Here is a 14,184-nt window from a genome sequence, read left to right as displayed (position 1 = left end):
TAGGCGCAATTCCAAGAACCGTGTAGAAATAAACCGACACCCCACCCTAACTACCTAACATAGTGGGGGATAATTTACATACGCGATACAACTTCAATACCGTTAAATCCAAGTCCTATTATAAGATTGTCTAGGTATATCTCATATTTATAAATATCTTTAGCAATCTTAAACCAAATATTTTAAAAATATTAAGCACCATGGCTAAAACGACCTTAAAAGACATATCTAAAGCACTAAACATTTCGATATCAACAGTATCTAAAGCCCTAGCAGATAGCTATGAAATTAGTGAAAAGACGAAAAAGATCGTTCAAGAATATGCTTCTAAAATGAATTTTAGTCCCAATAAGGTTGCCCAAAGCTTAAAAATTGGTAAAACAAACACGATAGGGGTTATTGTATGTGCCATTAACAATACGTTCATGTCTGAAATATTAGATGGTATTCAGAAAGCTTCCATAGAAACAGGATATGATATTGTTATTATGCAAAGTAGAGAAGATATTATGATCGAGAAAGCTTGCATAGAGGTTCTAAATGCTAGAGGTATTGATGGATTATTAATTTCCCCCGTAAGCGAGACCTCGAATATCAATTTATTACAAGAATTACAAGAAAATGAAACACCAGTAGTAATTTTTGATAGAATCGTAAATCAATTAAAAACAGATAAAGTTGGGATCAATAACTTCGAAGGAGCTTATAAAGCCACTAAGCACTTAATAGAACAAGGAAGAACAAATATTTTACATATTACAGGACACCAATTAGGTGTATCCAAAGATCGGTTAAATGGCTATAAAGATGCTTTGAGAGAATTTGACATTCCTTTAAAGCCGTATTACTTTATTGAATGCAATATTCAAGATACTGAAATACTTGATCAGCAAATAAAAACCGCAATTCTAAAGGCTCTAAGCTCTGATAACAAACCTAACGCTATTTTTGGAGCTACAGATGTGATTACAACAAGAACTCTTGGCATCTTAGCAAATCTTGGGATCAAAGTTCCAGAAGAAATCGCTGTAATCGGATTTTCTAATATTTCTATTCCTTTTGCCCTTAATCCTGCATTAAGTAGAATTAAGCAACCTGCTGGTGAAATAGGGAATATAGCCATGAAAAAGCTTATTTACCTCATCAAACACCCGACTTACAATGACTTTGAAACCGTAGAACTAGAAACTATATTAGAAATAAGAAAATCGAGTTCTTTAAATTGATAAATTTAACGACTTCCACATTCATGAAGTCATCTTATTTTTTAAAATATGCCGATGCATTATTGTAACAGATATCCGTAATCATCTTTCCAATCATACCGACATCATTAGGCAAATATCCTTTTCTGATATCTTCAGCAAAAATATTAGATAACAATCTTCTAAAATATTCATGTCTTGAATAGGATAAGAAGCTCCTTGAGTCTGTCAACATACCGACAAAACAGCTAATCAATCCATAATTAGAAAGTGCATTAATTTGTTCTGTCATACCATCTAGTTGATCCTGAAACCACCAGCCTGAACCAAATTGAATTTTACCTTTAACACCTTCTTCTTGAAAATTGGCAATCATAGTACCAAAAACAGCATTATCAGCAGGGTTTACATTATAAATAATAGTTTTTGTCAATTGATCTGTACTATCCAAATAATTAAAAAAGTCAGCCATTCTTTCTGCTTGTAAATAGTCGCCTATACTATCGTATCCGGTATCTGCACCTAAAATTGCTAATTTCCCTTTATTTGTATCCCGCAAAGGACCTAAGTGAAATTGTTGTACCCAATTTTTTAAATGATAACGTTTACTCAATTCACTTAAGACATAAAAAGTAAAACTATCTTCAACCTCTAAAGCCTTTGTATCATCTCCGTTAATGACATTCATGAGAACAGCATCCACTTCGGCGATATTAAACTTACCTTTTTGCGGTAAATATTTTAACCCATGATCAGAGGCTACACATCCCAATGAGTCAAAGTAATTGATCCGTTGATCTAACGCCTCTAACAAAGAATCTAAGTTGTGAATTTTTATATTCGATATCTGAGCTAATTTTTGAAGGTATGCCCTAAAAGAATCTCCCTTTGCTAATTGAAAAGCTTTGTCTGGACGAAACGTAGGAAGCACTTTAGTTTTAAAATTTTTATTATCCCTTAAAGATTTGTGATACATCAAGCTATCTATCGGGTCATCAGTCGTACCCACCATTTCAACATTAAAATGAGTGAGCAAGCCTTGTGTGCTACATGCTGAAGTATTTAATTGTTGTTTTGTTTTCTCATAAATATCTTTTGCATTAGCTAGACTCAGTAATTCAGTGATTCCAAATGGATTTTTTAATTCCATATGTGTCCAATGGTATAACGGATTTCTCAATGTTTGAGGAACAACTGTAGCCCATTTTTGAAATTTTTCAAAATCAGAAGCCTCACCAGTAATATATTTTTCCTCAACACCTAAGGTACGCATAGCGCGCCATTTATAATGATCCCCATGCAACCAGATCTCCGTTATATTATCAAATTGATGATCATTGCAGATCTGATCTGGAGGAAGATGATTATGATAATCTATAATTGGTAGATCTTTTGCATAATTGTGATACAATTGTTGCGCAATATCTGATTGCAAAATAAAATTTTCATTTATAAAATCCGACATATCTAATTTCTTTATTCACCCAAAATACCATATTCCAAACCTCTCAACTCTGCAAGCCCCCTTAATCGTCCAATAGCAGAATATCCAGGATTAGATACTTTTTTTAAATCATCTAACATCTGATGGCCATGATCAGGTCGAAATGGAATAGGTATTGTCCTATTCTGATTTTCTTCACACAGCACTTTCATGACAGCGTACATATTCACATCTCCATCGATATGATCAGCTTCATAAAAACTGCCTATATGATCTTTTCTCACATTTCTTAGGTGTGCAAAATAAACGCGATCTTTCACTTTTTCTAATATTGATGCCACATGATTTGTTTGACTTGCACCAAGAGAACCTGTACAGAAACAAATTCCATTAAAAGGCTTATCTACCCCTTCTAAGATAGCAGATAAATCCGATTGATTGCTCACAATCCTAGGAAGACCTAAGATTGAATACGGTGGATCATCGGGATGGATCGACATTTTAATTCCTTCTCGTTCACAGATCTCAGAGATTGATGATAAGAAATAGAGTAGATTTTCTAATAATCCCTTTCTACCGATCTTACTATAGATTGCAATACTCTTATTTAAATCCGTTAAACTAATATCATTTTCTCCTGGAATTCCCATTAAAACAATACGTGCTAACTCTTCGAAATCAGATGCTGCATACGAAGAAATTTTCTCCGCTACTTGTTTTAAAATCTCTTCTGAATAATCTTCTGCAGCAAGTTCCCGCTTCAAAACATAAATATCAAATATTGCAAGATCAATCCAATCAAAATACAAAGCTTTCGAACCATCCTTCATCATCAAATCTAATTGGGTTCTAGTCCAATCCAAAACAGGCATAAAATTATACGTAATAATCTTAATACCACATTTTGCTAGATTCTCCAATGATTTTTTGTAATTGTCAAGATATTTCTCCGCATCCTGATTGCGCGTTTTTATTGCCTCATGAACAGGAACACTCTCGACAACAGACCAAACTAACCCTTGATCTTCAATCATTTTTTTACGCGCTAAGATATCTTCTATTGGCCAAATATCACCATGAGGAATATGATGCAATGCTGTCACAATTCCAGTTGCACCAGCCTGTTTGATATCATCTAAAGAAACGGGATCATTCGGTCCATACCATCTCCATGTTTGTTCCAGTTTGTTCATATCTTATTTTCTAAACGCCAGACCAAGCATTAAACCCACCGTCAACAAAAATTGTTTCACCAGTAACCAATGCTGACGCATCACTTAACAAATACACTAAAGTTCCTTTTAATTCATCAGGTTCTCCTAATCGTTGAAAAGGCATTCCATTTATAAATTTTTGTGTACGCTCTGAATACGAGCCATCAGGATTAATTAATAAATTTCTATTTTGTTCTGTTAAGAAAACTCCGGGAGCAATTGCATTGACGCGGACTTTATCTCCGTAACGTAATGCCAGTTCTACAGACATCCACTTGGTATAGCCATCGACACCATGTTTAGCTACCGTATAGCCCAATACTCGAGTCAAAGGTCTACTGGCCGCTAATGAAGAAATATTGATAATAGATCCTTTGCCCGATTCTGCTATTACACGTCCAAAAATATGTGTTGGTATAATGGTACCAAATAGATTAAGTTCAACCGCTTTTAGGGTATCATGGACATCATGATCAAAAAGATTCTGATCTGGTGCAATAGTCGCTCCGGGGATATTTCCTCCAGCTGCATTTACCAAACCATCAATCGTTCCCCATTTTGCCAATATCTGATCTTTTGCACGCACTACATCTTCCTCATTCAAGACATCCACTTTTATCGCTAATGCCTCAGCACCCTTTGCTTCGATTGCTTGTACGCGTTCTTGGAGTTTGCTCTCATTTCTTCCCAATACAGCTATTTTTGCTCCTGCTTCGGCTAAAGCATCTACAAAAGATTTCCCAAGTACGCCAGTGGCTCCGGTAACAACAACAACATGATTGCTTAATGAAAACTTATCCAATATACCCATTTTATAATTATTAGATTTTAAGTCCCAATTTTATGAAATAAATAATTGCTAAAGAAACTTCCTTAACAGTTTATTTACTAAAACGTTTGCGGACATTTAGTGAAAAAACAAGTTATTAATATAATTATTTATACTACTTTAGAAAAGCAAATTTATCGTTTATGAATTACAATAAAGTCCTTTGCTTTGGAGAAATACTGTATCGCCTACAAGCAAAAGGAGATCATTTTTTTAATACTGATCCGTCTGTCGTGTATGCTTATCCTGGAGGCTCAGAGGCCAACGTCGCCGTTACTTTAGCTGCGCTCTCTATACCTTCCTCCTATGTATCAACTGCGCCTAATCATTCTTTAACACAAGAAATATTAAGGCTATTAAAGGAGAAAAATGTGGATATCAGTAAATTTGTATTTGGTGGTCAGCGTTTAGGCTCCTATATATTACAATCTGCTAATGGATTATCCAAAGGTGAGGTCATCTATGACCGTAACTTTTCTTCATTTTCAGCTCTTAAAATTGGAGATATCGATTGGGATCTACTATTCAAAGATTGTTCTTGGTTGCATTGGACGGCTCTTACGCCGGCACTTAGTGTTGATTTATCAGACCTGATGTTAGAAGGGTTACGGATTGCGCAGGAAAAAAAAATAACCATATCTGTAGATTTAAATTATAGAAATAAACTTTGGCAATATGGTGTGGAGCCTATTACTATTATGCCACGTTTAGTTGCTTACTGCGATGTTATTATGGGTAATATTTGGGCTGAAAACAAAATGCTGGGAACATCCATTCATAAGAAACTTGATAGAACCACTTCTCCAGATGAATATTTTGATTACGCCAGTACAGTTGCTCAGGAAATATTTGAAAAATATCCGAAGTGTAAACATGTTGCCAATACATTTCGTTTTATGGATAATGCTCAGCATAATCTATTTTATGGAACCTATCACAGTCCATTGGAAAATAAGATGAGTCAAATTTTGGAAACAAATGAGGTGATTGATCGGATTGGTAGTGGAGATGCATTTATGGGCGGGTTAATTGCTGCGATTTATCAGAAAAAGTCTTCCCAACAAATCATCGATACGGCAACAGAAATTGGTTTTAAAAAACTATTTAATAAAGGCGATTTTCTCCATTTAAAATAATGAATATGAATACGATCTTATCTGCGATTGAAAGCGCACCCATTATCCCAGTATATTATCAAGATGATATTGATAATTGCATCCAAATTCTTCAACGCTGTTATGATGGTGGTATACGTGTTTTTGAATTTGTCAATAGAGGGTCTGAGGCGACGAGAAATTTCCAGTTGCTAAAAAAATACCGCGATGAAAATCTAAAAGATTTAAAATTAGGTATTGGAACTATAAAAAGTAAACAAGAAGCATTAGATTTTCTGAATTTAGGTGCAGAATTTATTGTAAGTCCTATTGTAAAACCCGAAATAGCAGAGGTAACATTAAAAAATAATATCCTTTGGATCCCAGGCTGCATGACTCCAACTGAGATTTCCGTAGCAGAAGAACTAGGCGCTCCACTAGTCAAACTTTTTCCAGGAGATGCATTAGGTCCAAATTATCTAAAAGCTATTCAACCTTTATTTCCATCGTTAAAATTTATGCCCACTGGCGGAGTATTATTAGATGAGAAAAATCTTACGGACTGGTTCAATGCAGGAGTTTCTGCTGTAGGCATGGGATCTAAACTATTTAGTAATCCTACGGAATCTGAAACCACAAGTTATATTGAAGATCGACTAATAAAAGCTTTCCAGCATATTAAGACGATTAAATAGGTTAGATCATTCTATTTAATGACTATAGTTTAAACCAGTAAGAGCAACAAAAGAATAATACAGTCTATATCTTTCAATCCGATATAAATTTTAATACCAGTTCCTCAAGAATAGTTTTATTCTTGATGTTCTACTTCGGTTGTATCTATAACTTGTGGGATTTCTTCCTCACCCTCCTCTTCAGCTTGGGAATTTTTAATATCATCATTCGTGTATTGATAATACTCATCAAAAGTTTTGGTTTGACGGTTGTAAATCAACACATGTTTTGAACTTTTATTTTGCTTGATAATACCATCTGTTGGGGCAGGTACCAATTTCATCTCATCCATATAAATCAGGTTCCCTTTGGCAAAACGTTTGATGGTTGGCAACTCATTACTGAGTTCTTTCCAATACAAGAGGTTGCCTGTCTCTGTTATAATGAAGATAGCGCTACTGCTGAAATCTTGTTTTTCTAATAAAAAAGCCAATTCCCTATCCCCCTGACCTGTAAAATTACCATAAGCGAGTACTCTAGCCGCACGATCTTTAATTTTTGTAAAAAAGTATTGATTATCATTCTCATTGGTATAGAAATTATTATCCATAAAGATTTTCACAATAGCCCTTTGAAACGACACTGGAATATCGTTATATTCCGGAATAGTAAAAGTAGCACCTTTCCAATTTGCATAATCTTCTTGACTAGCCCAACCATTTACTAAAACACTATCAGCAGAATATGCTTGGTCATCTCCATAATTATAATCTTTCTGACGTTGTATGTATCCACCATAGCTATACGCAACAACAACAGCTATTGCAATTAGTGCAACCAACACTACAATCCAGATAATGGTTTTCTTTTTATTCTTACCTTTTGAGTCTTGTGGATGATTAGATTCTTGCGGATGATTCGTATTGAAATTAGTTCGATCCATATTTTGTTTTTATTCTTAGCTTAATAATATTTTAAAACATTCACTGTGTGCGTATTTCGCATAAAATTCATTTGCATGATTACGATTACTGTTATTCTATAATAGCCGATGTCGTTCGTTAAAAATATAAATGGATGTTTCAATTTCATCAAGCATTTACAATTCGTTGGAGTTGATTTACGATTCGTAAAGAATATGGTATTGAAGGTGTACTGTTAAGCTTGGTATAATAATGCGTTATATTTTTAAGGAGAAACACTTTCCTGGCTTTAACTTCATATGAAGATATTAAAATACGGATCAATGGGATAGATACAGAATTTTAAATCCTTAATTAAATCTATTTATACATTCGCAATAAAAAACATTTATTCAGCTTACGGCAGTAAAGGTTATAAAATCCATACGCTATCATCTTCAAATCTATATCTTATTGCCGTTATTTAATTTTATTGATTCTGTTCTATTTCCAGACAGAGTCTTGGATTTTATATTGGATTTAAGTGGTCTCTGAAAGAGTGCGCACTTAAACTGGCTAGGGTCATACCACGGAAAGCCTATCAAAACTTGTTTCGTTTCCAAATTTCTAATAATTGTTCTAATCCAAAAATAATATTGACTTGGTTTTTTTCCGTATTTTTTGGAAAGTATTAAAACGTCCTCGTAATACCTCATTAATTCATCAAGATCTTCAGAAATATTCTTTGTCGTTACTAAAAAATTCTTGTCAGCATAGGGAATGTAAGGTGGTTCCGTGAAATTTGTTTATGGTCATTCTTATTCCAAAAAAATATTCTTTACTCGTAAGAAACGCAACTGTTATCTCAAAGTTGGAAATTGTTGTTCTGTTAATCCATTCGTTTTCTTTCATAATGCAATTTGTCAGTAATTACGTCCTTCGAGAAAGGTTTGTCAATGGTGGGTATTTGAAAAACGTCAGCCGAGCCTTAACACAAAGGTTCATGAGAATTACTGATGTTAAGTTTTGTAGGTCAGACTCACTGTTGCCAAACCCAATGTTAGCGGAAAGTTTTAGTTTAATCGTATTCTTCTAATTTTTGCCAATCAATCCTGTCGTAGTTTTTATAAAGTTTTCGCAGTTCATCCCTTACTTCCATAAGCGCAAAGCCCAAAAGATTTTTGTCTCTCCATGTGTTAGGATTTAAAACCTTTCCGTTGTTTTCACTCAATCCAATTCCCCAAATCGTGTCCAAAGGACTTGTTTCTACCAAAATTTTATTTTCTGTCGCAAGTAAATATTGTCGAATTCCCTTGTTTTGGCTAAACTTGAAATAGTTTCCATTAAGCACTATTGAGTATTTTACTCTGTCCCAAATAGTTTGGTCAAAATTTTTCACTTTTTTTCCTAATGCTTTCATTTCTTTTGGGTCAGTTGATTTCATTATCAAACCCGCAATCTCTTCATCCTCAAACAAACGGGCTTTTTCGGCCATCATATATTGTTCCGTACAGCAATAGGTGTCTGCATCAACTTTAAAAATTGATGGCTGCCATTGCCCTAAACATGATTTGTCAACTATTCCAATATTTGGTTTCCAAAAGAAAATGTACGTTGGTTTTTCGGTTTCAAATTGTCCGATCAGTTTGTTCCGTGAATACTCCATTTCTCCCCCCTTATTCCATAGTTGTACATGCTCGCATTCAAATTCCTCTACATCTTCAAAATCATAGTCAATGTTATAATATTCTCTCCAGGTTTTAGGGGCAGGAAACATTTCTTGGTATTTTTTATTTTCATCGTCAGTCAATGTTTCTAACCAATCAAAAAGATTGTTCCGATAACTTTCGCCATATCCCATTCTCCAGCCAATGCTAAATTGAGAAATATGAGGATACATTAGCCATAATGGTGGCATTGGTCTATTAATAGTAAATTTATTCTTCATTATGTTTTTAGTTTCTCGGGTGTTCTGTTAGTTTTCCACTAACAGTTTGGGTATTGTCGAAGGGGGATTTTTTGTACTAAAGTAAATCGAAGAAAGAATGTTGAACCTTACACAAGTATTCAATCGAAACTGTTCAGCTCCGCTTTTGGCAATACCTTGTTGGTGACAGTTTTTTATTCGTCAATATTTTTCAGTCTGTAAACATAGCATCCAATTACTGATGAGTGGTCTTGAACTAAATTGTTCATTGGTTCTTTTCGCAATAGGTTTGTCATCATAAAATCGCCACCTGCAGCAAATGTAAAAAAGAGACCAAATACTAAAAGTCCATAATGTCCTAATAAAATAGCAATAATGCTCGGAATAAATCCTAAAATTATTGCGGGCATTAATGCACCGATTATGTAATGCTTTAATAGTAGTGGCTCTTTACAATGACAATAAGGTGTCACATATTTCCAAATAACACCAAATTTCATTGATTGAAGTCCGTTTTTTGCAAACTGAGACCAAGTAATTCCGTGTATCAATTCGTGAAGTACGATACCTACTATCATTCCCCCCACTATGATTAACAAACTTGCATTCCCAAAAACATTTTTAAAATATATGAAAGGGTTTTCAAGGATGGAAGAACCCCATACTAAATAATAAATTGATGCAAAAAGCAAAACAAACGGTACAGCATATAAGATTCCTAAAATTTGTGCTTTACCAGGGTTAATTGTCAGTTCATCCTTTTTGTAATTATCTAAATTTGTCATACTTATTTTTTTGTAATTAATAAAGCTACTGAAGCACCAACTAAAATTCCTATGATGATTAAACTTATAGTAAAAATAAGAAAAGTAAGAAGCGTTAGTAGAAAGTTTTTGGGTTTACTTATTTTGTTAAAAAACTGGGAATACCCCCAAAACAATAAAACAAAATCAAGCAATGTTAGTATTCCTGTAGTAATACTAAGGTTTGATGTGTCTTTGTAGATATATAATAATGGGAATGTAATTATGTGAAGAACCAATCTTTGTCCAGCCAAAAATGCGTTTAAAACTAAGTGTTCTATGAAATTTCTGTGCTGTTTTTTGTACACAACAAAACTACCGAAAGCATAAAATGGTAGAAAAATAAGAGTTGCCCAAGAGTAATGACCTGATATCCAATCTTTTATTTCTTCATAGAAGTTTATTTCCTGAGCTGAACGAGATCTTTGAAGCTCTGGGACAAATTCAACATTAAAATTATGTATTAGAAGTCCATAAATGGTCGCCAAAATAATAACTAAGGATAGCGGTTTAAAATGTCGTATCCGTTTTCCGTCAATAAATTCACGTATTGTATGTCCCGGTCTAGTAAAAAGTTGTTTAATGGTATAAAAAATACCATTGTCAAAGTGAAGAAGTCCGTGTTGAATGTCGTGCCAAAGAAAATGAGTGTTAATCTCGTGCGTGTCGGCTGATTGTCCGCATGTGTTACAAAAATTTCCTTTAAAATGTTGAGTGCAATTTTTGCAAGTTTTAGTCATAAGTTTTTTTTTCTTCTGTCTTGGTTGTTACTATTTATTAGGTTTCGGTAAAATTGCCACCAACTCCCAAATACACGCATAGCGTATTTTGAATAATTTAAACAAAAATATAAAATTTTATATCATTGTGCAATGAACAATCATTCAATAGATTTTTAGTTAAACAACGAGTAGAGCTTGGCGATCGTATGGCATTTGAAAAACATCAGCTGAGCCTTTACATAAAAATTCAATCGAAAAACAACCGTTGAACTTTGCAGTTTCACCTCACTATTGCAAAATCCTTGTTACTAGAAATAGTATTGTTCTGTAAGCCTGTTTAATAAATCTTGTTCTTTTTTTCCTAAAGTTCTTATTTGTTGGGCGTTTTTTAAACTTTCAATCGTTTTGTTTATGCTTGTTAATTTTGATTCGTTAGTTTTGTCGGTTTTTGATTTCGCGATAGACTTATTCGCTTGTTCTATAAATTTTTGATAGTTTTTCCAGTCCTTTTCTGTTAAATGAACAAATGGGTTAACTTTTATGGGTTTTGATTTGATACTGTCTTTTACGATTGCGATTTCTTCTTGTGTTGCGACTTTTGAGTTAAATAGTTCAAAGTCTGCAAATCCGTCAGAATTATTCTCAAACCATATTTTTGCTTTTTCTGAAAGGAATACAAAACCTGTATTTACAGCTAAAAAAATATCAGTTTCCTTCCAAGAATTTTCAATTAAAAAAAGATTTTGTCTGCCTATTGCATCTTTATCCTTTTTCCCAATTAACACTTCCTCACATAAATTTAATACCCAAATTGGTTTCATTTTATTTGCAATGTCGGGATTGTGTTTTCTTGTAAAAATATAATTTTCAGGTTCTCCTCCGGCTGGATATAATTTTGGCTTGTCAGCTTCTAAGTCCCAGTTTGTCCAGTCAATATCAACAACTTTATGAAAAAAAGTTTTTTGATAATCAAAACCTTTTAAGTCAGATTGTTCAAGCTTTTGTTTCATTATATTTGAAATCAACAAATAATCTGACCAATAATAAACTGGTGGAACAAAGGGTCCAGTTCTCTCTATCAAAATTTTTGTTTCATCATTTTCATCAGGAAATGCATAGCCCACAAGTAATGTATTTCCATAGTCGCCCCAAGGCATTTTTTTGTTTCTAAAAATATAAAAGTTCATAGTTTTCGGGTCAGTACTTTGGTTGGGAATATTGCTGGCAACGAGCAGGACTTTGCGATGTTGCGGATATCAAAGCACTACTTCTTCCGATTTATCTTCAAGAAAAGCCGATATTATCATTGAAAAACTACCGTTGAGTTTTGAAATCAGCCCGTATGATGCCAAGCACTCTTATTAGCTACTTTATTTCATTATTTGATTCAGATGATGTTCAATATGGATAACATAGTCATTCATTAAGAATCTCAGGTCAGATATATCATCTTCTTCCAATTCAATTTTATAATTCAAAGTATTTTCGGTTTGCTTTTTCATCAAAAATAAAATTCGATTATTTATAGAATTCCAAAACTCAATAACTTCCTTTATTTCAGAATTTTGATAATCATTTGCTTTCACTAATTCATCTTGATTATACTTTTTTACTTTATAAGGTTTATTATCAAATTGGATTTCCGTAAATCTTTGAAGATTGTTTATTCCAGAATCGATTAAATGCCCCATTATTTCTTTTTTCGACCATTTTTTAGGAGTTGATTTGAAAGTCAATTCAGATTCCGAAAATTTCAAAATATATTCGGTTCCAGTTTTTACTAATTGCTCTAATTTTTTAATTGCTTCTGTCATTTTCGTACTTTTAGCGAAAGTAATATACAAAAAATGGATCATACCGAAAAGTTGGGGGATAATATTTTTAAGCATACAATTTCATCCCTCTGTATAAGAAGAATGTAGTATCCCTTACTCCGCGAAATACACTTCTAAAAGCTTTAAGTTTAGCGTTGAAGGATTCTGCAGATGCATTTGTACTTCTGTTATCGAAGTAATGTAAGATATATTGATGATGTGCAGCTATTGACCTTGCTACACTCTCAAATGAAATTATTCCTACCTTCTCAACCTGATTATGCCACAGGCCTAGCTTGGTAAAAGCTATTTTCTTGTCTTTGCATTTGTTGAAGATATCGCCCAGGACAATTCCTAGATCGTAAGCTTGTTTTAGTTTGGGAAACCGCAGGAATAAAAGTTCTGCACGATGTTTCTGACTTTCTGTCCATCTACTTGGGTACTTGAAAAGGAGATGCCTAGATCTAGCTAAAAGCTGCTTAAGAGTATCTCCGTTGACTAGCAGCTCAGGTTCATAGGTTTGTCCCTGTTTTCTGGATACCGTTATATTCTTACTTTCAGTATCCAATACTTCCCAACGATATTTTATCCGAAGCTCCTGAACAGCGTCGTAAGCTAGCTTTTGAACATGAAATCGGTCGACCACTCGTCTAGCATTCCTGAAACATCTGCGGATAGCTTTGGCCATGTTTGGCGCCATATCCATGGTCACTTCCTTAACCTTGTTTCTTGATCGTAAAGGAATCTTTTCTAAGACAGTAATGATGTCTTCGGCCTTAGTGCCCCGTATAGTGGCTAAAATGGTTCCTTTCCTACCTTTTGCAGATTTGCTACTTATTATCGTATAAAGTTCGCCATTACTAAAACTGGTCTCATCAATGCTTAGGTGTTCGGAGATGTTTTCAGGGAAAAGAATCCATTGTTCAGCATGAGGCTTCTGATCCCAGTCATGGAAATCACTGAGATGATTCTTGTATTGATCCTGTAATTGCTTACCATCCACATGAAAAAATAGTCCCACCAAATGGGCGCTTACAGGATGGTTATCCAAATATCTTCTTTAAAAAAAGCCCGAATTCCGTTGTCATTCGAGCACCCTCACGTACGAGGTTCCAATCTCTTGTGATAATATCTCCAGTATCAAGAACCGTCCAACGACGACGACGAATATGTAGCGTAACTTTCTGCCCTCGAATAGGGAAGTCTGAAATCTCGGTGGAAGGCATAAAACCTTTCGACTCTAGCTTACTGTTCTCAAAACCAGCTGGAACTATATTGAGTTCATCTAAATAAATGTGGAGTTGATTATCAACCTGATCGACCTCTAAAATTTGAAAGTATTCTAAAAGCCCTTCAGGCATTAATAAGGATAGTAATTTACGTTCAGCCTCTTGCAAAGTATATTGTATTTAAAATGCTAAACTAACAAATTTTTAATATTCCCCCAACAATTCATCTTGATCCCAAAAAATCTCGCAAAACCATTTTTATAAGTTTATTTAGGTGTTAACTTATTTTAGGAAGAGACACATAAAACAAAAAAAAGCTCTAACTT

The 14,184-nt window shown here is 34.1% G+C and carries 14 protein-coding genes; 3 read left to right on the top strand and 11 right to left on the bottom strand.

Annotation, left to right across the window (positions count from 1 at the left end):
* The first annotated feature begins 200 nt into the window (after positions 1-200).
* Positions 201-1,226 (top strand): LacI family DNA-binding transcriptional regulator, encoded by a 1,026-nt coding sequence (locus LZQ00_RS00940; protein ID WP_234511135.1) that lies wholly within the window; start codon positions 201-203, stop codon positions 1,224-1,226.
* 34 nt (positions 1,227-1,260) lie between these two features.
* Here the strand turns inward: LZQ00_RS00940 and uxaC are convergent, their stop codons facing one another.
* The 3 genes from uxaC to LZQ00_RS00925 are packed head-to-tail and all read right to left on the bottom strand — an operon-like array spanning position 1,261 to position 4,674.
* Positions 1,261-2,670, bottom strand: a complete 1,410-nt coding sequence (gene uxaC / locus LZQ00_RS00935) for a glucuronate isomerase (RefSeq protein ID WP_234511134.1) — start codon at positions 2,668-2,670, stop codon at positions 1,261-1,263.
* Between the two features lie 11 nt (positions 2,671-2,681).
* Positions 2,682-3,842: a mannonate dehydratase gene (gene uxuA / locus LZQ00_RS00930; RefSeq protein WP_234511131.1), complete on the bottom strand. Its 1,161-nt coding sequence runs from the start codon at positions 3,840-3,842 to the stop codon at positions 2,682-2,684.
* A gap of 10 nt (positions 3,843-3,852) precedes the next feature.
* The gene (locus tag LZQ00_RS00925; RefSeq protein WP_234511129.1) at positions 3,853-4,674 is read right to left on the bottom strand and encodes an SDR family oxidoreductase; all 822 of its coding nucleotides are present in this window, start codon (positions 4,672-4,674) and stop codon (positions 3,853-3,855) included.
* A gap of 161 nt (positions 4,675-4,835) precedes the next feature.
* Here LZQ00_RS00925 and LZQ00_RS00920 point away from each other — a divergent pair, with 161 nt between their 5' ends.
* Both LZQ00_RS00920 and LZQ00_RS00915 read left to right on the top strand, forming a co-directional pair.
* Positions 4,836-5,828, top strand: coding sequence for a sugar kinase (locus LZQ00_RS00920; protein ID WP_234511127.1), 993 nt, complete (start codon positions 4,836-4,838; stop codon positions 5,826-5,828).
* Positions 5,829-5,833: 5 nt separating this feature from the next.
* Complete coding sequence (locus tag LZQ00_RS00915; RefSeq protein ID WP_234511124.1) at positions 5,834-6,481, top strand: bifunctional 4-hydroxy-2-oxoglutarate aldolase/2-dehydro-3-deoxy-phosphogluconate aldolase; 648 nt, start codon at positions 5,834-5,836, stop codon at positions 6,479-6,481.
* A gap of 116 nt (positions 6,482-6,597) precedes the next feature.
* Here LZQ00_RS00915 and LZQ00_RS00910 read toward each other — a convergent pair whose 3' ends face one another.
* From LZQ00_RS00910 to LZQ00_RS00875, 8 genes are all read right to left on the bottom strand, one after another.
* Positions 6,598-7,404: a hypothetical protein gene (locus tag LZQ00_RS00910; RefSeq protein ID WP_234511121.1), complete on the bottom strand. Its 807-nt coding sequence runs from the start codon at positions 7,402-7,404 to the stop codon at positions 6,598-6,600.
* Positions 7,405-8,441: 1,037 nt separating this feature from the next.
* A complete protein-coding gene (locus LZQ00_RS00905; protein ID WP_234511119.1) occupies positions 8,442-9,311 on the bottom strand; it encodes an NADAR family protein in 870 nt (289 codons plus the stop codon).
* A gap of 173 nt (positions 9,312-9,484) precedes the next feature.
* Positions 9,485-10,075: a DUF3267 domain-containing protein gene (locus tag LZQ00_RS00900; protein WP_234511116.1), complete on the bottom strand. Its 591-nt coding sequence runs from the start codon at positions 10,073-10,075 to the stop codon at positions 9,485-9,487.
* 2 nt (positions 10,076-10,077) lie between these two features.
* The gene (locus LZQ00_RS00895) at positions 10,078-10,833 is read right to left on the bottom strand and encodes a DUF3667 domain-containing protein (protein ID WP_234511114.1); all 756 of its coding nucleotides are present in this window, start codon (positions 10,831-10,833) and stop codon (positions 10,078-10,080) included.
* Between the two features lie 290 nt (positions 10,834-11,123).
* Positions 11,124-12,002 carry a hypothetical protein gene (locus tag LZQ00_RS00890; RefSeq protein ID WP_234511112.1) on the bottom strand — a complete coding sequence of 293 codons (879 nt, stop codon included), beginning with the start codon at positions 12,000-12,002 and terminating at the stop codon, positions 11,124-11,126.
* Between the two features lie 183 nt (positions 12,003-12,185).
* The gene (locus LZQ00_RS00885; RefSeq protein WP_234511109.1) at positions 12,186-12,629 is read right to left on the bottom strand and encodes a DinB family protein; all 444 of its coding nucleotides are present in this window, start codon (positions 12,627-12,629) and stop codon (positions 12,186-12,188) included.
* Between the two features lie 67 nt (positions 12,630-12,696).
* A complete protein-coding gene (locus LZQ00_RS00880; RefSeq protein WP_234511107.1) occupies positions 12,697-13,680 on the bottom strand; it encodes a transposase in 984 nt (327 codons plus the stop codon).
* A complete protein-coding gene (locus tag LZQ00_RS00875) occupies positions 13,673-14,026 on the bottom strand; it encodes a transposase (protein ID WP_234509126.1) in 354 nt (117 codons plus the stop codon). Before LZQ00_RS00875 ends, LZQ00_RS00880 begins: the two co-directional genes overlap by 8 nt.
* Positions 14,027-14,184 lie beyond the last annotated feature (158 nt).

Origin of the sequence: Sphingobacterium sp. SRCM116780, assembly GCF_021442025.1 — a bacterium.
Taxonomy (GTDB): Bacteria; Bacteroidota; Bacteroidia; order Sphingobacteriales; family Sphingobacteriaceae; genus Sphingobacterium.
Note: the sequence above shows the minus strand (reverse complement) of the source record. Positions and strands in the feature narration are given on the sequence as shown.